The sequence below is a fragment of the Gilliamella sp. Nev6-6 genome, from assembly GCF_001690605.1.
Taxonomy (GTDB): domain Bacteria; phylum Pseudomonadota; class Gammaproteobacteria; order Enterobacterales; family Orbaceae; genus Gilliamella; species Gilliamella apicola_C.
The window spans coordinates 122,192-146,665 of sequence record NZ_LZHP01000018.1; the positions used below are offsets into that span (position 1 = coordinate 122,192).

The following is a 24,474-nucleotide window of genomic DNA, read 5'->3' on the forward strand; positions in this document are numbered from 1 at the left end:
TTTAAGTGTAATTTCTGCCTCAAAGAGAAGGGGAAATAAATATGTTAGGGTTAGTAAAAGGCAATGATCAGACTATTGGTTTTGTATATTATTGTTTACTATGCGGTGTAATTAATATGGATGAGGTCAATCGTTGGGCTGAAAAAGTCATTGGTGAAAATGAAGTAAGCGATTTACCCGATTATATTTTTGATTTGATTGATTTAAAAGGAACAGTTAATGAGTTAGAACACTTGCTCGGATTTTTTCCTTGTTGGCGACGTACGAAAGAGCAAAGAAAAGCAGTTTATGGCATAGCGGTAAAAAGAGGGGAAAAATTATCTCAAGACGATGTCTCATTTAATGAAGAACAAGCATTAGAAGCTTTAAAAAAACACCCAGAAGTCGAAAAATTGTTCAGAGAAACATTCCCTTTTATCGATTTTTAATTGTTTAATTCGCCAGCTTATATCTCTACCATAAGAATGGGTAGAATTCTCGCTAGCATGATCAGCAGAAAAGATTTATTTACTTTTCTGCTTTTTTTATGCGACTTTAAAAATACGGTATTGTGGTGCTACTGGCAATCGCCTAACCTTTTTTAGTGATAAACACTTTGAATATGACCGCTTTGGTAACCTAATTGCGGAAAAACGTGGAAAAAACCACCGTCTAGTTACCCACTATGAATACGACTGCCGGCATCGACTTATCAAAGTGATTAAACCGACAGGGCTAATTATCACCTATACTTATGATGCCTTTAATCGACGTACCAGTAAAACAGTAGACGGCAAAACCACCGAATTTATCTGGCAAGACCATAAATTAATAGCAGAATGTGCCGATAACGATAAATTCTGGCGAAGTTATATTTATGAACCCGATAGCCATCGACCACTAGCCCAAATCCTTGGAAAAGCAGGACAGTCAGAAAAGTTAAAAACCTATTGGTATCAAAATAACTACTTAGGTACGCCTCATCGTCTTACAGACAGCCTTGGCGAAACTGTTTATGAATGCGAATACAGCGCCTATGGCGAAATCATCCATGAACATTGGCCACAAGCTGAAAATAATATTAAAGCCATAAACCCACTTAGATTTCAGGGACAATATTATGATGAAGAAACCGGTTTACATTATAATATTAATCGCTATTACGCTCCTAATCTGGGTCGATTTATTACGCAAGATCCAGCTAAACTTTATGGTGGTTTAAATAGCTATCAATATTGTTTTAATCCGATTATCTGGATTGACCCGCTCGGATTACTTGCAGGTTTAGGGAGTTATGGGCCTTATGATCCCCACCTTGTGCGCAAGCAGTTAGAAGAACTATACGGCCCCGGTAATGTGGTTTCTAACACCGTTCCATTGCCAAATAATAAAAATGTTAAATTAAGAGGTCAACGACATCCTGAATCCAGAATTGTGTTTGACAATAGGGGATTAGGTATTTTTGATGATATTGCACGATATGATACCGTGTTACCAAGTGCTGAATTTTACAATAAAAGTTATCGAGGCCAAATGAAAATGGCAACTGAAGATTTACGAAGAGCTATCCAACGGGGAGAAGTAAATCCTGGGATATTTACACCAGAGCAGTTAAAAGCAATTAATGCCGGTAAATCTAAAATACCTGATTATATTTGGCATCATCATCAACATCGCGCTAGAATGCAACTGGTTCCAGATAGAGCGCATTTAAAGACAGGCCACATAGGTGGCGAAGCATTATCTAAGGGGAAATAAATATGTTAGGGTTAGTAAAAGGCAATGATCAGACTATTGGGTTAGAAACCACATTACCGGGGCCGTATAGTTCTTCTAACTGCTTGCGCACAAGGTGGGGATCATAAGGGGCATGGCTCCCTAAACCAGCAAGTAACCCAAGCGGGTCAATCCAGATTATCGGATTAAAACAATATTGATAGCTATTTAATCCACCACAAAGTTTAGCCGGATCTTGGGTAATAAATCGACCCAGATTAGGAGCGTAATAGCGATTAAGATTATAATGTAAACTGGTTTCTTCATCATAATATTGTCCCTGAAATCTGAGTGGATTGATGGGTTTAATATTATTTTCAGCTTGTGGCCAATGTTCATGGATGATTTCGCCATAGGCGCTGTATTCGCATTCATAAACAGTTTCGCCAAGGCTGTCTGTAAGACGATGAGGCGTACCTAAGTAGTTATTTTGATACCAATAGGTTTTTAACTTTTCTGACTGTCCTGCTTTTCCAAGGATTTGGGCTAGTGGTCGATGGCTATCGGGTTCATAAATATAACTTCGCCAGAACTTATCGTTATCGGCACATTCTGCTATTAATTTATGGTCTTGCCAGATAAATTCGGTGGTTTTACCCTCCACTGTTTTGCTAGTACGACGGTTAAAAGCATCATAAGTATAAGTGATGATAAGCCCTGTCGGTTTAATCACTTTGATAAGTCGATGCCGGCAGTCGTATTCATAGTGGGTAACTAGACGGTGTTTTTTTCCGCTTTTTTCCGCAATCAGGTTTCCAAAGCGGTCATACTCAAAGTGTTTATCACCAAAAAACGTTAGGCGATTGCCTTTGGCAATATGGGTTTTGGAGTCACTCAGCAAGTTGCCCGTAGCATCATAGTGTAACATCGCTAAGGGCTGAGCGTGATGCGTTTGATGATGTTCAGGCTTACCCTCCGAAGTTAACTGACCTATGGCATCGTATTGATATTCTCTGGCTGCATTTCCTCGAATTTGGCTAAGTTGATTATCCGCCTGATAACCATAATCTTGTTGCCACAGAGGCGTTGGGCTACGCTGTGAATCAAAATCAAAACCATGAAAAATTTGATGGTGAGTTAATCGGCTTAAATTATCATAATCATAACGGTTAACTAGACCATTACCCTGACGTGAAAATTAAATTTTATAATTAATAAAAATTTAATTAGCTCTGCGAAATAGATCACAGAACTAGAAAAATTTTATAAATAATCACCAATTTTCTTTAGCATTTAAAATTGTTTCTTTAAAAAAAGCACCAAAATCATCAGCTATCTTGTGCAATTTATCATTTTCCTGAGATGCTCCTGGTTCCCAATATACAATAGGCGCATTATTAGGATCACGGCAGTCAATAGCGTAATAATCACCATCTCCACCAAAATAGATCAAAACTAAATATTCTGGCAAATTAGATTCTTTTCTCTCTTTTAAAGTTAGCCATATTGCATCTGGTATACCTGAATTAATAAAATCATTATTAATTACGCCATAAAACTCTTGTCCATATATTCCGCCCGCACCTAATTCAGTTAAAAAATATCGATAACTATTTGGAAATGTTATATTTAGTGATTTTTCAGCAGCAATAACTAAATTAGGATCTTTATGCCCTAAAAAATCTGCATTTTCACTATTTCGTTCAATAACATTTATTGTATCAATCACGTCTTGTACACTCATAAAACCTCCTACTATTTAAAGGCACTTCTTCGATTTCTCCAGTAACCAGAACGCCATTTATTAAATTTATTGCGATCAATACCTGATGGTATTGTATTTGGATTAACATGGATAACCTTGCTGTTTTTTTTATGAAAACTTTGGGATACTTCTGCAATAGGACCATCTTGTTTTTGTGTCATATGATGCAAATTTATTGGTTTACCATCAGTTCCTATTGGTGCATATCCTTTTTTCATCCTTTGTATATTTGTTCTACCTTGTTGATCTAATTGCATTGGATCAAACAAATCATCACGTTGATAAACTTTATTACCATTAAATTCTATAGGATCTTTTGTCCAATACTGTCGCTCTTGCCCAGAATATTTTGCGGCATCAGCTTGTGGCGCACTATCCGCTCCCTTTCCAGCAACCCCCTCAAACCCATTATTTTCAACCTTAATCAACCCTAACGGATCTATCCAATTTATCGGATCACCATTAACATATTGATAACTATTTAGTCCGCCTAGTATACCAAGTGGGTCTTGGGTGATATATCTGCCAGTAAATGGGTCGTAGTAACGGTTTAGGTTGTAATGTAACCCCGTCTCCTCATCATAATATTGCCCTTGGAATCGTAACGGATTATCCGGCAGGGAATCTATATCGTCCTGATGGTAGGTTTCGTTTATTATCTGCCCATAGGCATTATACTGGCATTCGTAGAGCGTGTCACCTAAGCTGCCGGTAAGGGCTATGGGTGTGCCGAGGTGGTCGTTTTGATACCAGTAGAGTTTGATGTTATCTTGTTGGGCATTACCGTGCACTAGGGCTAATGGACGGTAAGAGTCTGGCTCATAAAGGTAGGTTTGCCAGTGTTTATCGTTATCGGTCTCGGCAATAAGTTTACTACCTTGCCACAAATTTGTCTGGAACAAATTTGAACAACGCTTTAGCGTTGGCCCTGCAAGGGTAAGTCTCATGGATGAGACGAATACATAAACTCGGTAGTTTTACCCTCCACAGTTTTGCTGGTACGACGGTTAAACGCATCATAAGTATAAGTGATGATAAGCCCTGTCGGTTTAATCACTTTGATAAGTCGATGCCGGCAGTCGTATTGATAGTGGGTAACTAGACTGTGGTTGTTTCCACGCTTTTCAGCAATCAGGTTACCAAAGCGGTCATATTCAAAGTGTTTATCACTAAAAAAGGTTAGGCGGTTGCCTTTGGCGATATTGGCATGAAAAGGCGTAGGGGCTAGTGCTTGGGTTTCACTGATTTTATTGCCCGTTGGGTCGTAATCAAACTGCTCGACTTTTTCAGCATGATGTTGCTCGGGATTGACCTCAGGGTAAGTCACTGTGTGTAACTGACCAGTGTTATCATAACGATAACGGCGTGGCTGATGTCCGGTGATTTCGGCAAGCTGTCCGTTAGGATTGTAGTGATATTGCTGTTGCCAAATTGGCGTTGGCGAGGTCTGGGTGCTGATATCATAACCATGATAACGTTGATGGGCAATAAGTTGCCCTAGCGGGTCATATTGGTAACGGTTAACCAGCCCATTACCCTGACGACGTTCACACTCTCGCCCTTGTTTATCCCAACGAAAAGCCGCTAATGGCTGGTTTTAGTGCCATTTATATTGCGCTGAATAATCAGATGGCTGCCATCATAATCGTACTATTCAGTATGCCTTAAAGCATTGATATTTGCTCAAGATCTTCTAATATCCTTGGTGCTATATTTTCTTTTAATACGTATGATGGCAACTGTCCATCATATTTATAACTTTCATCAACGGTAAATGAATCAATATCCATTTTGGATAAAATATTTTTACAATAATCTTTAATAGCACTATCAGATAGGTTTGTAGATTTTATAAAATCAATCACAGCTTCTATCATCAATAACCTAGAAAAATCATCTAATTTTTCATTTTTACGTAAGAAATTAAAAGCGAAGTTAATATCGTCAAGCGAAAAATAATTTTTATTACATCTGATTAAGTCTAAATATAAAAAAAATTCACCTATCATTTTTTCATTATTTGATGATGATAATAAATTTTCTTTATTTTTTAATAATAATTCCTTATACCAATTAACTAATATATTTTGAGGAACATTATAATTTTTAAATGTTTTATATAAATAATCTCGCTCCATAAAAAAAGAATTACCCTGATATTTAAAAAATATTTCTTTAGCTTGCTTGTATATATCATCTTTCATCATATTAATTCCCTGTGCTTTTAATGGCTCGCCAATAATTTTTTTCTTTTACAAAATAGTAATTAAGTTTTATTAAAAAATTTACTTCTTGAGAAAAATAGCCTGTGGCTGTATAAGGATTATGGGATAATAATACCGTTTTATTTAAAGCAACTTGTTGTTCAAGAAAAGCTTCATTAATTTTCCACATGTTTTCTTCACCAAGTGTTACTGCTATTTCTGACCAATTATCTAATTCAAAATAAGTAGATTGAGTTTTTTTAGCTTCTTTAACATAGGAGATCCCTTTTTCATTATATTTACCCAACATAATTTTATCAAATTGTCCATTCTTTGTAGCTTGTATTGCTAAATCTGAATAAATATCTGGAGTAATTGCATCAATTGCTATGGATTTTGTTTTTTCCAGTAGCTTTTCGTTACCTTTTGAAGCCGTATTAATCAACTCTAACGGATCTATCCAATTTATCGGATCGCCATTGACATATTGATAACTATTTAACCCACCCAGTATGCCTAGCGGATCTTGAGTGATATATCTGCCGGTAAATGGGTCGTAGTAACGGTTTAGGTTGTAATGAAGTCCTGTTTCTTCATCATAATATTGCCCTTGGAACCTCAACGGATTATTCGGCAGGAAATCTATATCGTCCTGATGGTAGGTTTCGTTTATTATCTGACCATAGGCATTATACTGGCATTCGTAGAGGGTGTCACCTAAGCTGCCGGTAAGGGCTATGGGTGTGCCGAGGTGGTCGTTTTGATACCAGTAGAGTTTGATGTTGTCTTGCTGCGCATTGCCATGCACCAGAGCTAATGGACGGTAAGAGTCTGGCTCGTAAAGGTAGCTTTGCCAGTGTTTATCGTTATCGGTCTCGGCAATAAGTTTACTACCTTGCCACAAATTTGTCTGGAACAAATTTGAACAACGCTTTAGCGTTGGCCCTGCAAGGGTGAGTCTCATGGATGAGACGAATACATAAACTCGGTGGTTTTACCATCCACAGTTTTGCTAGTACGACGGTTAAAGGCATCATAAGTATAGGTGATGATAAGCCCCGTCGGTTTAATCACTTTGATAAGTCGATGCCGGCAGTCGTACTCATAGTGGGTAACTAGGCTGTGGTCTTTTCCACGTTTTTCGGCAATTAGGTTACCAAAGCGGTCATAGTCAAAGTGTTTATCACTAAAAAAGGTTAACCGGTTGCCTTTGGCGATATTGGCATGAAAAGGCATAGGGGCTAGCGCTTGGGTTTCACTGATTTTATTGCCCGTTGGGTCGTAATCAAACTGCTCGACTTTTTCAGCATGATTCTGTTCGGGATTGACCTTAAGGTAAGTCATTGTGTGTAACTGGCCAACGTGCTCATAAAGCAGACTGATTAATGGTTGTCCATTTGATAGAAAAGCTCATAACTGGGCGTTCTATTCGTCGAGTAAACTCTATCCCTTTTAATTTGGTTGATAGAATCAATTTTCACATTTAACTAGCAAATATACGAAATTTAGGATGCGAATACATAGGATTTGTTCCTTATTGAGGGCCACTCCATATTAATTTATTTTTTAGCTGATAAGGAACTAGTTCAAATAATTTTTTTATTCTTTCTATATGCCCTGGATAATTTGGAGATATATCTTCATTACAATTATCATAATAAAACTTAGCTTGATTATTTAAAAACCATATATCATGTTCTTTAAAATCTTTTTCTAAAATACTAATCATAATATTATGAACTAATTCAGCTTCATAAAAACATGATATATCTTTCGCCTTTCTAATCGCATTGTGGGACTGAACATTTCTAATATACGATAATGCAAATTCTAACATTTCTTTATATATGTCACATTTATTCATATTAATTTTTCCTTTTTGGCAAAGGTCTCATATCAACCGGAGGTTTATCTATTGGCGTCCATCGCCCATTCTTTATTAATTTTCTAATATAAGAGGCATCTCCTGTTGCCTTATAGATTTCCATTGCTGCTACCATCCTATGATGACCAGCTCCAACATAATAGTTACCTTTATTATCTATATAACCGCCTATACGTCCAAAATCTGCTTCAAAATTAAAATTACCTGATAACATATCATTTTTTAGCCTATCTACGGAAGCAGGATCTCTCAGTCCAACTTGAGTTCCTTTAATATTGGGAATGCTTTCAGATATAGTCGCTGTGTTTGTAGCTTTCTTTCCTGCAATCCCCTCAAACCCATTATTTTCAACCTTAATCAATCCTAACGGATCTATCCAATTTATCGGATCACCATTGACATATTGATAACTATTTAAGCCACCCTGTATACCAAGTGGGTCTTGAGTAATATATCTGCCGGTAAATGGGTCGTAATAGCGATTTAGGTTGTAATGAAGACCCGTCTCCTCATCATAATATTTCCCTTGGAACCTCAACGGATTATCGGGCAGAGCTTGGGTATCGTCCTGATGGTAGGTTTCGTTTATTAACTGCCCATAAGAATTATACTAGCATTCATATTATTAATATTCTTTACGTAAATAAAACCAGCCTAAATTGCCTTTTTGATCATAAATGCTAGTTGAACTCGGAACAACTGAAAGATTCAAGTACATTCCTACAAACTCTTGATATAAATCAGAAATAATCTCTGTATGAGCACATTCCATTTCTTCCCTTTCTTCTTCGGTTAATTCATTATCAAAAAATATCGTTATTGTTAAATCTTGCGCAACTATATTTGCAGTTACTCCTCGCATCTTTTTAGATGCTCGATCAATTAAACTATACATTGTATATATATTGATTCTATTTTCTAATTGTACTTGTTCTTCCTTTGTTTTATTTGCATACATAATTTATGGCCTCGCAGGTACAATATGTACCCCATTTTTAGCATAATGAATAGTAAAGTTTTTTGTTGGAACAAAAGATTTTGTAGTCACATCATAATATTGGCCAATTATTCTATTGGTTGATACTACCTCTTTCGAACCAGGATTACCTATAAGTCTTCCTGTTGGAATCACCCTCCCAGTCCCAGCATAATTATCAACCAATTGCTGAACATCAATATTTGAATCAATAGTACTTCTTGGTGTAGGGGCGCTAGCATTTGCCGTTTTATGCTCATTAGTACCAACAATATGTTTGTTTTGTTGATTCATATTAACAGTTAAGTTTGGATTTGCATCTGGGGCAAAATTAGCTCCGGGGTTTACCTGATTCGATTCCTTTCCTGCAATCCCCTCAAACCCATTATTTTCAACCTTAATCAATCCTAACGGATCTATCCAATTTATCGGATCACCATTGACATATTGATAACTATTTAACCCACCCAGTATACCAAGTGGGTCTTGAGTAATATATCTGCCAGTAAATGGGTCATAGTAACGGTTTAGGTTGTAATGAAGTCCTGTTTCCTCATCATAATATTGCCCTTGGAACCTCAACGGATTATCCGGCAGGGTTTGGGTATCGTCCTGATGGTAGGTTTCGTTTATTATCTGCCCATAGGCATTATACTGGCATTCGTAGAGCGTGTCACCTAAGCTGCCGGTAAGGGCAATGGGTGTGCCGAGGTGGTCGTTTTGGTACCAGTAGAGTTTGATGTTATCTTGTTGGGCATTACCGTGCACTAGGGCTAATGGACGGTAAGAGTCTGGCTCGTAAAGGTAGGTTTGCCAGTGTTTATCGTTATCGGTCTCGGCAATAAGTTTACTACCTTGCCAGATAAATTCGGTGGTTTTGCCGTCTACCGTTTTACTGGTACGCCGATTAAAGGCATCATAAGTATAAGTGATGATAAGCCCTGTTGGTTTAATCACTTTGATAAGTCGATGCCGGCAGTCGTACTCATAGTGGGTAACTAGACTGTGGTCTTTTCCACGTTTTTCGGCAATCAGGTTACCAAAGCGGTCATATTCAAAGTGTTTATCACTAAAAAAGGTTAACCGGTTGCCTTTGGCAATATTGGCGTGAAAAGGTGTGGGGGCTAGCGCTTGGGTTTCACTGATTTTATTGCCCGTTGGGTCGTAATCAAACTGCTCGACTTTTTCAGCATGATGCTGCTCGGAATTGACCTCAGGGTAAGCCACTGTGTGTAACTGGTCAGCGTTATCATAACGATAACGGCGTGGCTGATGTCCGGTGATTTCGGCAAGCTGTCCGTTAGGATTGTAGTGATATTGCTGTTGCCAAATTGGCGTTGGCGAGGTTTGGGTGCTGATATCATAACCATGATAACGTTAATGGGCAATAAGTTGCCCTATCGGGTCATACTGGTAACGATTAACCAGTCCATTACCTTGACGGCGCTCACATTCTCGCCCCACGTTATCATACAGTAGACCGATTAAAGACTGCCCATCTAAGGTCATGCCCCGTAATTGACCATGAATATGATGATATTTTAACCATTGCCCATCGGGCAGTTTACTGCCATTTATCTTGCGCCGAATAATCAGATGGCTGTCATCATAATCGTACTATTCAATATGATTTAAAGCATTGATATTTGCTCAAGATCTTTTAATATTCAAGGAGCGATATTTTCTTTTAATACGTCTGATGGCAACTGCCCATTATCGTTATAACTTTTATCAACGGTAAATGAATTAATATCCATTTTACTTAATACTTCTTTACAATATTTTTTAATACGATCATCTGCTGTTTTTTTATATTTAATGAAATTGATTAATATTTCAATGATTTTTATTTTTGAATAATCATCTAATTTTTCATTTTTGCTAAAAAAGTCAAATGCAAAATCAATATCACTAGCTGAAAAATATTGGCTATTGCATCTAATTAAGTCTAAATATACAAAGAAGTTAACCACTACATCACTGTTATTCGATGCAGATAGAAGTCGATTCTTGTTATTTTCAAGTAATGCTTTATACCAATCAGCTAATACATGTTGAGGAACATTATAATTTTTGAATGTTTTGTATAAATGATCTCGCTCCATAAAAAAAGAATTGCCCTGATATTTAAAAAATATTTCTTTAGCTTGCTTGTATATATCATCTTTCATCATATTAATTTCCTGTACTTTTAATGGCTCGCCAATATTTTCCTTCTTTTACAAAAGAGTAATTAAGTTTTATTAAAAAGTTTACTTCTTGAGAAAAATAGCCTGTTGCTGTATAAGGGTTATGAGATAACAATACTGTTTTATTTAAAGCAACTTGCTGTTCAAGAAAAGCTTCATTAATTTTCCACATGCCTTCTTCACCAAGTTTTACTGCTATTTCTGATCAATTATCCAATTCAAAATAAGTAGATTGAGTTTTTTTAGCTTCTTTAACATAGGAAATCCCTTTTCCATTATATTTACCCAACATAATTTTATTAAATTGCCCGTTGGGTCGTAATCAAACTGCTCGATTTTTTCAGCATGATGCTGTTCGGGATTGACCTTAAGGTAAGTCATCGTGTGTAACTGGCCAACGTGCTCATAAAGCAGACTGATTAATGGTTGTCCATTTGATAGAAAAGCTCATAACTGGGCGTTCTATTCGTCGAGTAAACTCTATCCCTTTTAATTTGGTTGATAGAATCAATTTTCACATTTAACTAGCAAATATACGAAATTTAGGATGCGAACACACAATATATAGAATTTGTTCCTTATTGAGGGCCACTCCATATTAATTTATTTTTTAGCTGATAAGGAACTAGTTCAAATAACTTTTTTATTCTTTCTATATGCCCTGGATAATTTGGAGATATATCTTCATTACAATTATCATAATAAAATTTAGCTTGATTATTCATAAAATGAATATCACTTTCCGTAAAATCTTGAATCAATATCTTTTGGGGTAAATTATGAACTAGCTCAGCTTCATAATAACAAGATTCATCATTCGCTTTTCTAATTGCATTTTGTGATTGAATATTTCTAATGTAAGGTAAAGCCCATTCTAACATTTCAACATAAATTTCATTTTTCATCATAACGTTTACCTTTTAGGTAGAGGTCTTGCATCAATAGGTGGTTTTTTTATCTCTGTCCATTTTCCATTAGATAATAGTTTTTTTACATAAGAAGCATTTCCTGTTTCTTTATAAATTTCCATTGCAGCAACCATTCGATGATGACCTTCTGTAACATAATAATTTCCTTTACTATCAACATATCCAGCTATAATATTATCGATTTTTTTAAAATCATAAATTTCATTTATCATATCATGTTTTATAGAGTCTATTTGGGTTGGGTTTCTTAATCCAACTTGAGTCCCTTTAATATTGGGAATGCTTTCAGATATAACCGCTGTGTTTGTGGCTTTCTTTCCTGTAACCCCCTCAAGTCCATTATTTTCAACCTTAATCAACCCTAACGGATCTATCCAATTTATCGGATCGCCATTGACATATTGATAACTATTTAACCCACCCAGTATGCCTAGCGGATCTTGAGTGATATATCTGCCGGTAAATGGGTCGTAGTAACGGTTTAGGTTGTAATGAAGTCCTGTTTCTTCATCATAATATTGCCCTTGGAACCTCAACGGATTATTCGGCAGGAAATCTATATCGTCCTGATGGTAGGTTTCGTTTATTATCTGACCATAGGCATTATACTGGCATTCGTAGAGGGTGTCACCTAAGCTGCCGGTAAGGGCTATGGGTGTGCCGAGGTGGTCGTTTTGATACCAGTAGAGTTTGATGTTGTCTTGCTGCGCATTGCCATGCACCAGAGCTAATGGGCGGTAAGAGTCTGGCTCGTAAAGGTAGCTTTGCCAGTGTTTATCGTTATCAGTCTCAGCAATAAGTTTACTACCTTGCCACAAATTTGTCTGGAACAAATTTGAACAACGCTTTAGCGTTGGCCCTGCAAGGGTGAGTCTCATGGATGAGACGAATACATAAACTCGGTGGTTTTACCATCCACGGTTTTGCTAGTACGACGGTTAAAAGCATCATAAGTATAGGTGATGATAAGCCCCGTCGGTTTAATCACTTTGATAAGTCGATGCCGGCAGTCGTACTCATAGTGGGTAACTAGACTGTGATTTTTTCCGCGCTTTTCGGCAATTAGGTTACCAAATCGGTCATATTCAAAGTGTTTATCACTAAAAAAGGTTAACCGGTTGCCTTTGGCGATATTGGCATGAAAAGGCGTAGGGGCTAGCGCTTGGGTTTCACTGATTTTATTGCCCGTTGCGTCATAATCAAACTGCTCGACTTTTTCAGCATGATGCTGCTCGGGATTGACCTCAGGGTAAGTCACTGTGTGTAGCTGACCGGCGTTATCATAACGATAACGGCGTGGCTGATGTCCGGTGATTTCGGCAAGCTGTCCGTTTGGCTGGTAGTGATATTGCTGTTGCCAAATTGGCGTTGGCGAGGTTTGGGTGCTGATATCATAACCATGATAACGTTGATGGGCAATAAGTTGCCCTAGCGGGTCATACTGGTAACGGTTAACCAGTCCATTGCCTTGACGACGCTCACATTCTCGCCCTTGTTTATCCCAACGAAAAGCGGCTAATGGCTGGTGGTCGAGTGTCATCCCCAGTAGCTGACCCTGATTGTAATGATATTCTAACCATTGCCCATCGGGCAGTTTTGTGCCATTGAGTAAGCCGGTGTTTTCATCGTAGCGATGGCGAATAGTCGCCCAGTTTTGGTGCTCGGCCGTTAAACGACCAACTTCATTATATTCCCATCCTAAAACCGATTGCCCGTCAAGTATTTGTGTTAATAAGCCGTTCTGATTGTAACTATAGTGCTCTTTTATGCCATCAGCTAGCTCTTTTACGATGAGTTTTCCACGGCTATCACGTTGGTAGCGGGTAATGAGCGGTTTTTCATCATGTTGGTTACCATACTCGTGTTTTTCAATTAAATAGCCATTTAAATCGTAATGATAAGTGGTTTTTACCTCGTCAAAACCAATTTCTTCACTCAATTGCCCCGTTGGCGTGTAGCTGAAGCGGTAACGTTCCCCTTTCTGATTTTCAATTTCACTGATTTGTAGATGGATATTATCATAACGAAATTTCAGCCGTTCACCATCTGGCAGCCGCTTTTCGGTCATTAAATGTAATGGCGAAGCGTAGTCATATTCCGTGACTTTACCCGCTTCATCTTTAAACCAAGTCACTTTGCCATAAGCGTTGTATTGATACTCACGGGTGGTGTTATTCGGGTAGGTGATTTTTGTGATTTGTCCTAAATCGTCATAAGTATAATAGGTCTTGCCCTGTTGTCCATCACTGACGACCGTGAGCCGAAGTAAAGCATCATAACTAAATTGAAAAAGACGTCCATCGGAAAAGCCTAGCTGTTGTAATTCACCGTTATCTCCCCACGTAAAATGTTGTTCGCTACCATCAGGGTATTGGGTCGATAAGCGCTGTCCATCTTCATTATAACGATGACGAGTGAGTAAACCGTCGGGCGTTTCCAACTCAATAATGTCGTCGTGATGGTTATAACGTATTCGCCATATCAGCCCATTTTTTTCAATTCGAATAATTCGTCCACGTTGCCAAGTATAATCTTCATAACTGTTGTCTGGGTAAATAATGGTTTTTAACTCGGCATTAACCGTATATTCATAGTGGGTTTGATGCCCTAACGCATCAATCTCAACGGTTTTCAATCCCTCTTCATTATACTGATAGGTTTTGGTCGCCCCATTAGCATCGGTTTCTGACTGTAACAAACCGTCTTTATGGGTGTAACACTTTTGACTGCCATCAGCCATGGTGACAATCACGTTTTCATCTTGCCATGTGTAACGTTCATCTAATTGCCCAAAGTTACCCCATTGACGTAAACAACGAACATCTTGACCTTCACCCTCCCAGACCCAGTTAAATTCAGCGCCTCCAGCCATTGTTCGCTTTTGAATAACATTTAAGGCGTCATATTCATACGTTTCAGTTTGACCCGCTGCGTTAGTTGCCCCAATAAGTTGGTGATGGTCATTATAGTGATAGTGCATTAGAGGGTGCAGCGTTTGCCATTCTCCTTCCACTAAAATCTGTATAGTGACCGTATCAATCAGTATTGATTGCTTATCACGATAACCAAAAGCTAAACGTCGTGTTTTATCTTGCTGAGGTTGTAAGGCTATCAAGCGATGATGATTATCATAAACCACATTGAGTCGGTGACCATACTTGTCAGTAATAGCACTTAAATAGGCCGTTTGTTCAACTCGTTTGAAATGATATCGTACGCGGTTGTTACCTTTTTTATACAGGATGTATTCATCGGCGGTGTCGCTTAAATAAATGCTTGACTCGGCTACCGGATTAATGATGATGGGGTCTTTTGGGGTAGGTAGCGGAAACGTGGTTAATAAGTTTTCATCATCCAACCAGACAACTTCTTCACCCTCAAATAATAAGTAATGCGCCAGAGAGTGGCTCCATCCATAGCCTAATCCAATATTGTGCTCAACAGCGCTGCTTCGGTAACAACGTTGCCAAATAAAAGGCAATAAACCTTTAAATTCACCATCATCAAGGGTGAGTAACTCTTCACCCGTTACCATCGATATGGGTTCACCACTTTGAGCTGGATTGCGTGAGGTTCCTTTTTTATTACGACTTTTAGATAAGCTAGATTTTGCCTTTGCAATTTTTTTCTCGCCTATTTGTATCCATGGCTTCAAGCGTGTGGATAACTTAATATATTGGCTTGATGATTTGATATGCTTAACAACATTAATACCATTCCCGCCCAAGATAGCCCTATTAGGTTTGATTGCTTTCATACTTTGTTTTAAGCCATCGCTCATTTTGGTCATGGAGTTAATAAATCGGCCACCCCCATTTATCGCACTAACCGATTTGCTTACCCCTGCTGTGACCCCTTTAAATATCAACGCTTCAACAAGGAATTCAGCAACAAATTCCATTACTGATATCATTATGGCAGAGTACATTTCACCCGCAAATACCATTTGATAATGCGGTGGAAGCATCGCCATCCAGCTTTGCGCATAATACGCAGCAAGATAAAAACGAACTTCATCTTGTAATAAGGTCAGCGTTGGTTCGTCACTAACTACACGCTCTTTAAATAACTCATCAAGCCAACCACGAAAATCCCATTCTTCAAGCTTTTCTAGCGCTTTTTTGTATTTTTCTAATTTGTCATCAACGCCCGTTACTAGCCCAACATTCCACCATTGAGATAATAACTGATATTGTTCTGCAATCTCTAATGTAGAATAGGATTCCCATTCTGGCAATATCTCATTGGTCCAGTTATCTTGCAGCTGTTGATGTAACTCATCGATAATCATTTGATAAGCTTGTAACCAGTTGTCGACATCGCCTTTTTCAACAGGCAATACCACAACATGGTATCTTGAATATTTGGCAAATTTTTCGTCTGACCAGTCTAGCTCTGCTTCACCGTTTTCATCTAGTGTAATGATATACTCTTGTTTTTCAGCTTCAGAAAGAGGAATATCTTCGTCTACTATGTACGGAATAGCATTTGTAGCACTAAAATACTGGGTAAGCGCTTTGGATTGATAAGGAATTAATTGAATTTTAACTTGACTTAAAATGACTTTTTCGTTGTTAAGCCCCTCCATATTATAACTGATTTTGACTTTCCCTTTATTCGCGCATTTGGCACAATAGGGTTTATTAATATTAACCTCTTGTGTTGAGCGTTGATAACTTAATAATTTTTCTTTAATATCAACATAAGGAATGACATTCGATGCGCCCCACCGCTTCATCCTTGCTTTATATTCATCTTGAGTTTCTTTTGAAAATGTAGATAAACAAGTTTTTAATTCAGTTAATAATGTATTGGCTCTTTTAATATAAAATTGTGGGTCTTCCTCTTTTTCGACAAGAAACTTAATAATTGTTGCACGGACAGATAGGTCCTGAACATTTATCGCTCCTTCAGAGCTTACAGATACTGGCGGGAGTACGCTGTTAACCTCTCGGGTAAATTTACCTATATTATTGTCATTATTGTCCATGTTAAGTTTCCTTTTTTTCTTTATCCAACTGCTGCAATATAAAATCAAAGACGTTTTGTTTTTTAGTTGATAACGATAAAAGATGAATGATTTTTGTTTCTAATACTTGATAAGGGAAAGCGGTATATATATCCAAATAATTTTCTTGTAATAATTGTAATATATGGTTGACTAAAAGCTTAGGTTGGGTGGCAGATAATTGTTCTAATAGATTTTCTGGCACCTGCCACCAAGGCGAAGTTTGTACCGCTTGCTCAACCGGTACATGCACCACATGTGATTGGTGATTAATCCAGTAAAAAGCAAAAGCAGGCAGCACGTCTTGCCAGCTATCGGTAAAATAATCAAGCATGATTGACAAATATTCGCCATCCCAATAGCGAAAAAACACCGTTTCACCATCGGGCATAATGGCTTGGGTTAAGCTCCGTAAATGAGCGCAGATGTCTGCAAAGGGTAAATGAGAGCGTGCTAGCCAGCCCCAGTCTTTGTGCTCAGTGTTATTAATCCAATCTAAAAAAGGACTATGCTCATCAAGTCTCACTAGCATGGGCATAACAGAAAACCAGTGCTCGTAAGGCGTGCCAGTATAAAGACCATAGGGCGTTTGTGAGCCATCAGTGATATAGTAGTTTTTAACCGCTTGCGCATCACTGACATTAGAAAGTACGGCATACAAAGGCATGGCAGAGGTAGCGGTAATCGTGCGCCATTGAGACAGTGGCATAGCTAGCATAATCTGCCCCTTGCATTGCACAATAAAACCCGTACTACTAAAAATCCGTTTAACTTATAAAAGACAAGAAAGGGATATTGAATAAGGCGATTGATGATTAAAGCAATATGACTAACAGCGAGCTCCATGATATTTACCTAAATTCCTTTAGAAAGTATTAAGAAACCGAAAAATAAAGGTATTTTTAGCTAAGATAAGATTATTTTTTATTCTATGCAACCTTTTTTAGTCTATTTTTGTTATTTTTTTAACAATAAACCTAGATTAGTTATGCTCTATACTTGTATTTTTAGCGCCTTGCCATGCAAAGTAAAAAGTAAATAATCTCAACCACGCTAAGGGCTGTTGAGCTTTTAATAAAAAGAAAGTAAACCATCATAAAGATGTTATTATAATTTCACCAAAAATTAACAATAACAATATGTTATGCGGTAAAGCAATCAAAACGCTTCAGTAAACTAATTGATTTTATTTAAGTTTTTGTTGGTTTTTATATGAAAGTCATGCTTTTAGCAAAACAGGAGGCGATAAGCCTCCTTGGGTTTGGATGAATAGTTTTAGTCGATTCACGACTAAGGGTAAGAATAATGTTACTGAGTGACGTTAGGTTCAATGCCTTATTTCATTTGAAACAGTGACATACTTTGCATGGTCATAAAGGTATATTGCGCCGCTTGTAAATTAGCTTGTAGCATGACATATTCTGAGATTGTTTCGTACCAGTCAACATCTTCAAGCTGGCTAATTTGAGTTTGAAATTCAATATCTAATGTTTTACCTAGTGCGGTTAATCTATCAATTTCGGCCAATATCGAACCACCTTCTGCTCTCAGTGTTGAAATATTATTAAATGAATTGTCTATACCGTGACGCGCTTTTGATAATCCATCCCTAAATTGTTGGACAGTCTCTTCATTGTCATAGTCTAAATCCATTTTTAACGCTTCAATTGCATAATCTATGCTTGCAAAAATATTACTTTCTGCGGGAGTTCCATCAGCTTGTTTAACATTTGCTCCCGTCATGAATACTTCAATGCCTGTAAAACTGAGTGCGATTTCTCGTGAGTCATCAATAAAAACGTTAACCGATGTTGTGCCGCCTACGTAACTCACTTCGCCAGATTCGTTTACAACAAAAGGTGGGGTGTCGTTTTTCTTGCCAGCAAAAAGGTAGTTGCCATTAGTATCTTTTGAGTTGGCTAATGATAACAGTTGATCTTTTAAAGCTTGTAATTTGTTGGCAAGATCTAATCTGTTTTCTTCATTTAATGTTTCGTTTGCTGCATAAATCAATGTTTCTTGAATTGTTTGGATAACGGTATTGGTTTCCGCTAAAATCGTTTCTTGACGGCTAAGTAATTTATCGGCGCTTTCACGGGTTGCTTGAAACTGTTCATTTTGCGCTTGAGCTTGTTTTATTATCAATGATTGTGATGCGCCCATTGGATCATCAGACGGCGATAAGATCTTTTTGCCCGTGGCTAAATGCAAACCAGATTTTTGCCATCGGCTATTGGTATTTAAAATACTTTGTAAGTTTTTTTGATAAAGTGAGTTTGTACTAAGGCGCATTTTTTATCCTTTTATCATTTAGTTAAACCTAAAATGGTATCAAATATTGTTGTTGCCGCATCTATCACTTTTGCATTAGCTTGGTAATACTGCATATATACCTGCATAGAGATATATTCTTCTTCAATATTCACTCCGGATATAGATTGATTTTGTTCATAAATTTGCTGAGTAATATTTTTGCTTGATTGGGCAGATATTTTAGCCGTTTGGGTTTCACTGCCAATATAATTGACTAAACTTGTGTAAGCACTTTTTAAGGTTGTTGTACCATTAACCAGCTTTTCATTTTGAATTTCTAGTAATTTGGCAACATTACGATTATCGCCTGCGCCATTTTCTTCATCATTAATACCCGTTGCGAGTTTATTAACGTCTTTGATTTGTAATTGTAATGATGAGGCAATATCGGCAACAGGTTTTATCATAAACGAGTCACCAGGCATTGCATTGCCATTGATCTCAATACAAAGCCCATCAAAAATTAACTTACCATCTTCAATTTCTGGTGTGATTTGTTTATGATCAGATAATCGAGTAACAACCCAATTGTCACCATCAAATTCAATTTTATAATCAGAAGCTTTTACGTCGCAAACTGAGTTAAATTCGATTTTTGCCGAGGCATTACCTTGATTTTTTATATTAGTGATACAACTAGGGGGATTGTAGTCAAATAACTTTTCACCCTGATTACCATTAATATCAACGCCTGACATATGCACTTCATTAAAACGTTCCGCCAAATTTAGGGCAATTAAACCTAATTGATTACGAGCTTCAGTTAATGGCCCGTCACGAAAGGTTAATAATCCGTTTAATGTGCCTGATGTAATATTTTGGCTAGTCAGTTCTTGTGTTGCTCCTGAATGATGCGTATAAATAATGGTATTTAATGTAGGATCGTCTTGCGATGGTTGTACCGATAATAGGTTAATTGAAGAGCCTTGGACTAAATTCAAGCCATTAGCCAGTGAAAGGTTATATTGCCCATTTTGTTCAGTAACGGTTATGCCAACGATTTCGCTTAACTCATTAACCAATTGATCGCGTTGGTCAAGTAATGCATTGGGTTCAAGCCCATTTCCCACCGCCTGTAAGTGTGAAATCTTTTGATTAAGTTCGGCGATTTGCTGAGTATAGGTATTAACCTTATCAATATTACTGCTTAGCTCGGTATTGACATTGGCAATTTGATTTTTTAAGTTTTTTTCTGTTTTATTAAATTGATTCGTCAATGAGGTTAGATCGCTAATAACAGTTTGCTTGGTCGCGGCATCACCCGCATTTGAAGCAAGCTTCTTTAAGCTAGCAAAGAGGTTATTGAATTGTGATGAAATGCTATTATCATTTTCTGCTAATAAATTATCTACCTTCGATAATTCATTATAATAAGCTTTAATCGATCCATCTTGCGATTGTGATTGACGTAGCTGTCCTACAACAAAATGGTTAAAGGCGCGATTAACGGATGATACTGAAACACCATTACCCACAAAACCAAAACTATGTTGAGTTCCATTTGCTTGACGTAAAACTTGCTGTTGGCGATTGTAACCGATTGTATGGGCATTACTAATATTATTACTTATCACATTAAGCATATTTTGCGCTGCATTTAATCCACTAATTCCCGTATTCATCAATGAATTTGTCATAAAAACTCCTAAATATAATATATAGTTTCAGTTAATAACGTGATTATTAAAAGAAAGGGCTGTTTTCTATATCGGCGCAATTTCTCAAAACTTTAATGATTTTTTCAACCCATTAATGGATAGTTTGTCTGATTTCACTATCCAAAAGGTAATGTGTTTTGATTTTTGAAATTATTTGACTATTTGATTATTGCTCGATAATGGTTTTTGATTGTTTTAAAAAATCAGTACCTGTCATGTTATTTTCATTTTCAATATATTGTTGGGCATTTTTATTCAAAATTAAGATACTAATGCGACGATTGGCATCTTTGCTGTAGTTAGGATTGTTTAAGCTTACTGTATCAGCTAACGCAATAATGCGAATAATCTTATTGGAATCTAAGCCACCAGCAATGAGTTCTCTTCTTGATGCATTGGCTCTATCCGCCGATAATTCCCAATTACTATAACCACGATCCCCTGTTATATATTGCCGCTCATCGGTATGGCCAGATAAAGTGATTTTATTCGGTAATGAATTAATAATAGGTGCTAGTGCATGCAAAATTTCTTGCATATTGGGATCAATGGATGTACTACCAATACCAAACATGGGTTTATCATCGAAAGCTAAAATTTGAATCCGTAATCCCAGCTCAGTTAATTCAATAATAAGATTAGGCGCTAAGCTTTTAAGGCGATTATCTATCTCAAACGTTTCATAAATTTTACGTGCAGCTTCAAGAAGTAGATTTCTTTCAATATGTAGCTGTTCATATTCATTTTGTGATGCATTTAACATATGGTTTTTTTCTTCGCCGATTTGTTTACTCACATCATCGCCACCACCAGGGATCGGGCTTTCACTGTCGCTAATATTTTTCCCGCCATTGTAGCCAAGAATTAAGGGCGTTCTAAAGTATTCAGCAATACCTTTTAATTCTTGGGGCGTTGATGTAGAAATTAGCCACATAACTAAAAATAGCGCCATCATTGCGGTCATAAAGTCGGCGTAAGCGATTTTCCACGAACCGCCATGATGCCCGCCGCCGTGCCCCGATTTTTTTCGGACAATTATTCTTACAGACTTATCTTTCATTATTAATTATTTTCATTTGGATTAGTGTTTTTGTCTTTAACTTCTTGTATGTATTGTTCTAATTCAAAAAATGATGGTCTTTCATGAGAGAAGAGTGTTTTTCGGCCAAATTCAATACAAATTTGAGGAGCATAATCATGCATACTGGCAATAAGAATCACTTTGGTGCACTCTAACATTTTGACCACGTCAGCGTTTCTTTGCTTCAATAAGGCTGCTAGCGGTGACACGAAACCATAGGCAAGTAAGATCCCTAAAAAAGTTCCCACCATCGCATGGGCAATAAGTTCTCCAAGTTCACTTGCTGGTCGATCTGCTTGCGCTAGGGTATTAATGACACCCATGACCGCGGCAACAATACCAAATGCCGGTAAACCATCACCAATACTTGAAATGGCATCAACGGGTTTTTCGAGTTCATGAACGAAGGTTTCAATTTCTTCGCTCATGAGTGTTTCGATCTCAAATACATCCATATTGCCACTAATCATAAGTCGTAAATAATCAGTGATAAAGTCGCAGATTCTAGGGTTAGCTAAAATCTGTGGATAGGCTTTAAATAATTCACTTTCATGCGGATTATCAATATCAGCCTCAATGGATAATCCTCCACTTTGTCGGATCTTCGTTAATACGCTGTACATTAAATTAATTAATGTTAAATAAAGTGCTTTATTATATTTAGAGGTTTTAAATAATTGTCCTAAAGATTGCAGCGTGGCTTTGATGACTTTCTTTTCATTACTGACAATAAAAGCACCAACTGCTGCGCCTCCAATAATTAACAATTCGAGTGGTTGAAACAGCACAGCTAAATAACCGCCACTTAGCACATAACCAAGTAGCGCCGAGGCGATAACGACAATATAACCTATAATGATTAGCATTGGTTTTTTTCTTTCTCCATAAAATAACAGCTAAATTGCTTTAATACTTATTTTTAATACTTATTTAAGCAGTGATCTGTCTAGTAGTTGATGAATTTAAATAACTTGGTCTTGATAACACTTTCATGCATCTTTCGTCATTTTCTTTTTGGGTTTTATTATTTTTATCCGCTCTTGATGGTGGTTGACATAAGCTACAAGTAAAAGTATTTCGAGGATGATAAGCATGAGTAATAAAAAGCCCACGGCATTCCGTGCAACAGGATTGTTGCATCACCTTTTTTTCGACAAATTTGACTAAAATCCAAGCTCTAGTCAGCCCTAAAACAGGTTCTTCTTTATGCGAACATTGACATTGTTCTAAATAAAGTTGATAAGCTTTTAAAATAGTTTGAATGCCTGACTTGAGCCCATTTCTCACTAAAAACGCATAAGCATTATAAAATATACTGGCATGAATATTGGGTTCCCAAGTCATAAACCACGATGTTGAAAAAGGCAATAAACCTTTAGGCGGTGGGCAACCTTGAATCTCTTTATACAGTTTTATCAGTTTATTTCGGCTTAAATTGGTTTCGCTTTCTAACATTTGAATTCTGCCACCAAGGGAAATTAATTTGATAGCGAGTTGGGTTTCTTTATATTTTTGAATAATACTTGTACCTGTCATCATCATTCCTTAGCTACTTATTGATTGAATCTAATAGCAAACTTGATAAAAGAATTCCTGTATGCATCTGTTTTATATCTCTGACGCGCGATTCTTCTGTTAGCTTTTTCATCATTTCTGCATTTTCAAATCTTAGCTGAAATATGAGCTGATTGGTTTCGGATAAAACTAACATCTGAGCAGTACTTAAATGGCTAAGTATGTCAGCGGTTTGTTCATCAATACCTAATCGATACATTGCCATTACTTTATCTTTCTCAAGCATACGCTGGCTTAACAGTAGTGTTGAAAGATTTAAATGATGTATGCATTTAAGAATATCGTCATCTAGTGTGTTTCCCAATTTAGTCACCAACCTATATCTGTTTTTCGCATAAAAAAACGAAAATTAGTAAAATTAAAGTTAAATATTTTTTTTCGCCTAAAGTTACATTTTTAAATGCGAAAGGTCAATAAAAAAATCATTTCAATTTATTTTCGATTGATTACGATTTATTTAAATTTTTTTCTATTTCTTCTAACAAGAAACTTTACTTTGTATTCTTTTTATTGCTTGGCTATGCAATTGGCTTACTCTTGATTCACTAATATTCATTACCTTACCAATCTCTTTTAAATTAAGATCTTCTTGGTAATAAAGCGCTAGGACAAGTTTTTCCTTTTCTGGTAGATTTTCAATTTGTTGGTTAATAATGGTGTAATTTTCATCGCTGATAATTGCCGAAAAAGGATTGTTATCCTCGCCATGCTCAATGATGGCATCAATGTTATCGCCTAACTTTAGTTGGATCTCATCAAATGAGCCTATCTGGCTATAATTCGAATCTAATAAAATTTTATGATATTCAGTAAGGGATAATTGCAAATACTCGGCGATCTGATGATCGTTAGGAGTGATGCCTAATGTTTTCTCTAATTCATTGATTGCCGCTGTGACATCTTTTATTTTTTTGCGAGTTTGTCTTGGTAACCAATCTCGGCTACGTAGCTCATCTAACATTGCCCCTTGTATTCTTGGAATAGCAAAGGTTGCAAAAGTATTACCTTGAGTGGCATCATAACGTTTGATTGTATCTAATAAACCGATATAGCCAACTTGTAATAAATCGTCTAGCTCAACCGTTGCCGGCAAACGAACTGCTAATTTTAAAGCTTCATTACGTACCAAATGAATATATTGTTTCCAATCGATTTGGTTTATTACACCATATGAGTTATATAAGCTATCATCCATT

At 37.0% G+C, this 24,474-nt stretch carries 27 protein-coding genes and 1 pseudogene; 2 read left to right on the forward strand and 26 right to left on the reverse strand.

Annotated features, from left to right (window positions below; all coding sequences use genetic code 11):
* Window positions 1-41: 41 nt before the first annotated feature.
* Both A9G42_RS03120 and A9G42_RS14475 read left to right on the forward strand, forming a co-directional pair.
* Window positions 42-428, forward strand: a complete 387-nt coding sequence (locus A9G42_RS03120) for a hypothetical protein (RefSeq protein ID WP_065652625.1) — start codon at window positions 42-44, stop codon at window positions 426-428.
* 268 nt (window positions 429-696) lie between these two features.
* On the forward strand, window positions 697-1,737 hold the full coding sequence (locus A9G42_RS14475) for an RHS repeat-associated core domain-containing protein (protein WP_065652626.1): 1,041 nt from the start codon (window positions 697-699) through the stop codon (window positions 1,735-1,737).
* A 28-nt stretch (window positions 1,738-1,765) separates the two neighbouring features.
* On the opposite strand, the gene A9G42_RS14480 is transcribed toward A9G42_RS14475, so the two are convergent.
* The 26 genes and pseudogenes from A9G42_RS14480 to A9G42_RS03250 form a co-directional block, all read right to left on the reverse strand.
* The gene (locus tag A9G42_RS14480) at window positions 1,766-2,623 is read right to left on the reverse strand and encodes an RHS repeat domain-containing protein (RefSeq protein ID WP_065652627.1); all 858 of its coding nucleotides are present in this window, start codon (window positions 2,621-2,623) and stop codon (window positions 1,766-1,768) included.
* Between the two features lie 345 nt (window positions 2,624-2,968).
* Window positions 2,969-3,439 carry an SMI1/KNR4 family protein gene (locus tag A9G42_RS03135; protein WP_065652628.1) on the reverse strand — a complete coding sequence of 157 codons (471 nt, stop codon included), beginning with the start codon at window positions 3,437-3,439 and terminating at the stop codon, window positions 2,969-2,971.
* Between the two features lie 11 nt (window positions 3,440-3,450).
* Window positions 3,451-4,407 (reverse strand): HNH/ENDO VII family nuclease, encoded by a 957-nt coding sequence (locus tag A9G42_RS14050; RefSeq protein ID WP_065652629.1) that lies wholly within the window; start codon window positions 4,405-4,407, stop codon window positions 3,451-3,453.
* Window positions 4,404-4,787: an RHS repeat domain-containing protein gene (locus A9G42_RS03145; RefSeq protein ID WP_065652630.1), complete on the reverse strand. Its 384-nt coding sequence runs from the start codon at window positions 4,785-4,787 to the stop codon at window positions 4,404-4,406. Before A9G42_RS03145 ends, A9G42_RS14050 begins: the two co-directional genes overlap by 4 nt.
* A 337-nt stretch (window positions 4,788-5,124) precedes the next feature.
* Window positions 5,125-5,667, reverse strand: a complete 543-nt coding sequence (locus A9G42_RS03150; RefSeq protein ID WP_065652631.1) for a hypothetical protein — start codon at window positions 5,665-5,667, stop codon at window positions 5,125-5,127.
* A gap of 1 nt (window position 5,668) precedes the next feature.
* A complete protein-coding gene (locus A9G42_RS03155; protein ID WP_065652632.1) occupies window positions 5,669-6,628 on the reverse strand; it encodes an RHS repeat-associated core domain-containing protein in 960 nt (319 codons plus the stop codon).
* The gene (locus tag A9G42_RS03160; protein WP_065652633.1) at window positions 6,625-7,008 is read right to left on the reverse strand and encodes an RHS repeat domain-containing protein; all 384 of its coding nucleotides are present in this window, start codon (window positions 7,006-7,008) and stop codon (window positions 6,625-6,627) included. The genes A9G42_RS03155 and A9G42_RS03160 overlap by 4 nt, the downstream gene beginning before the upstream one ends.
* Window positions 7,009-7,198: 190 nt before the next feature.
* Window positions 7,199-7,528, reverse strand: coding sequence for a zinc ABC transporter substrate-binding protein (locus A9G42_RS03165; protein ID WP_065652634.1), 330 nt, complete (start codon window positions 7,526-7,528; stop codon window positions 7,199-7,201).
* Between the two features lie 376 nt (window positions 7,529-7,904).
* Window positions 7,905-8,159: pseudogene (locus A9G42_RS14635) on the reverse strand (RHS repeat-associated core domain-containing protein); the annotation flags it as partial.
* Window positions 8,160-8,174: 15 nt separating this feature from the next.
* Window positions 8,175-8,507 (reverse strand): hypothetical protein, encoded by a 333-nt coding sequence (locus A9G42_RS03175; protein ID WP_065652636.1) that lies wholly within the window; start codon window positions 8,505-8,507, stop codon window positions 8,175-8,177.
* A gap of 3 nt (window positions 8,508-8,510) precedes the next feature.
* Window positions 8,511-9,752, reverse strand: a complete 1,242-nt coding sequence (locus A9G42_RS03180; protein WP_065652637.1) for an RHS repeat-associated core domain-containing protein — start codon at window positions 9,750-9,752, stop codon at window positions 8,511-8,513.
* Window positions 9,753-9,902: 150 nt separating this feature from the next.
* Window positions 9,903-10,034 carry a hypothetical protein gene (locus A9G42_RS14250; protein WP_257006334.1) on the reverse strand — a complete coding sequence of 44 codons (132 nt, stop codon included), beginning with the start codon at window positions 10,032-10,034 and terminating at the stop codon, window positions 9,903-9,905.
* Window positions 10,035-10,192: 158 nt separating this feature from the next.
* Window positions 10,193-10,699 (reverse strand): hypothetical protein, encoded by a 507-nt coding sequence (locus A9G42_RS03185; RefSeq protein WP_065652638.1) that lies wholly within the window; start codon window positions 10,697-10,699, stop codon window positions 10,193-10,195.
* 1 nt (window position 10,700) lies between these two features.
* Window positions 10,701-10,886, reverse strand: a complete 186-nt coding sequence (locus A9G42_RS03190; RefSeq protein ID WP_065652639.1) for a hypothetical protein — start codon at window positions 10,884-10,886, stop codon at window positions 10,701-10,703.
* A gap of 23 nt (window positions 10,887-10,909) precedes the next feature.
* Window positions 10,910-11,095 carry a hypothetical protein gene (locus A9G42_RS03195; protein ID WP_065652640.1) on the reverse strand — a complete coding sequence of 62 codons (186 nt, stop codon included), beginning with the start codon at window positions 11,093-11,095 and terminating at the stop codon, window positions 10,910-10,912.
* A 197-nt stretch (window positions 11,096-11,292) separates the two neighbouring features.
* Window positions 11,293-11,622, reverse strand: coding sequence for a zinc ABC transporter substrate-binding protein (locus A9G42_RS03200; protein ID WP_065652641.1), 330 nt, complete (start codon window positions 11,620-11,622; stop codon window positions 11,293-11,295).
* Window positions 11,623-11,627: 5 nt separating this feature from the next.
* Window positions 11,628-12,521, reverse strand: a complete 894-nt coding sequence (locus A9G42_RS03205) for an RHS repeat-associated core domain-containing protein (RefSeq protein WP_065652642.1) — start codon at window positions 12,519-12,521, stop codon at window positions 11,628-11,630.
* Entirely contained in the window at window positions 12,518-16,633 is a 4,116-nt protein-coding gene (locus tag A9G42_RS03210) for a DUF6531 domain-containing protein (protein ID WP_065652643.1), read from the reverse strand. Before A9G42_RS03210 ends, A9G42_RS03205 begins: the two co-directional genes overlap by 4 nt.
* A gap of 1 nt (window position 16,634) precedes the next feature.
* Window positions 16,635-17,369 carry a DUF4123 domain-containing protein gene (locus tag A9G42_RS03215; RefSeq protein ID WP_065652644.1) on the reverse strand — a complete coding sequence of 245 codons (735 nt, stop codon included), beginning with the start codon at window positions 17,367-17,369 and terminating at the stop codon, window positions 16,635-16,637.
* Between the two features lie 617 nt (window positions 17,370-17,986).
* Window positions 17,987-18,943, reverse strand: coding sequence for a flagellar hook-associated protein FlgL (gene flgL / locus A9G42_RS03220; protein ID WP_065582092.1), 957 nt, complete (start codon window positions 18,941-18,943; stop codon window positions 17,987-17,989).
* Window positions 18,944-18,957: 14 nt separating this feature from the next.
* Window positions 18,958-20,601 carry a flagellar hook-associated protein FlgK gene (gene flgK, locus A9G42_RS03225; protein ID WP_065652645.1) on the reverse strand — a complete coding sequence of 548 codons (1,644 nt, stop codon included), beginning with the start codon at window positions 20,599-20,601 and terminating at the stop codon, window positions 18,958-18,960.
* A gap of 187 nt (window positions 20,602-20,788) precedes the next feature.
* Window positions 20,789-21,682, reverse strand: a complete 894-nt coding sequence (motB, locus tag A9G42_RS03230) for a flagellar motor protein MotB (protein ID WP_065652646.1) — start codon at window positions 21,680-21,682, stop codon at window positions 20,789-20,791.
* Between the two features lie 2 nt (window positions 21,683-21,684).
* A complete protein-coding gene (gene motA, locus A9G42_RS03235; protein ID WP_065582095.1) occupies window positions 21,685-22,569 on the reverse strand; it encodes a flagellar motor stator protein MotA in 885 nt (294 codons plus the stop codon).
* A gap of 64 nt (window positions 22,570-22,633) precedes the next feature.
* Window positions 22,634-23,239 carry a flagellar transcriptional regulator FlhC gene (gene flhC / locus A9G42_RS03240; RefSeq protein WP_065566402.1) on the reverse strand — a complete coding sequence of 202 codons (606 nt, stop codon included), beginning with the start codon at window positions 23,237-23,239 and terminating at the stop codon, window positions 22,634-22,636.
* A 13-nt stretch (window positions 23,240-23,252) separates the two neighbouring features.
* A complete protein-coding gene (flhD, locus tag A9G42_RS03245; protein ID WP_065566401.1) occupies window positions 23,253-23,582 on the reverse strand; it encodes a flagellar transcriptional regulator FlhD in 330 nt (109 codons plus the stop codon).
* A 174-nt stretch (window positions 23,583-23,756) separates the two neighbouring features.
* Window positions 23,757-24,473: an RNA polymerase sigma factor FliA gene (locus A9G42_RS03250; protein ID WP_065652647.1), complete on the reverse strand. Its 717-nt coding sequence runs from the start codon at window positions 24,471-24,473 to the stop codon at window positions 23,757-23,759.
* Window position 24,474: the final 1 nt, after the last annotated feature.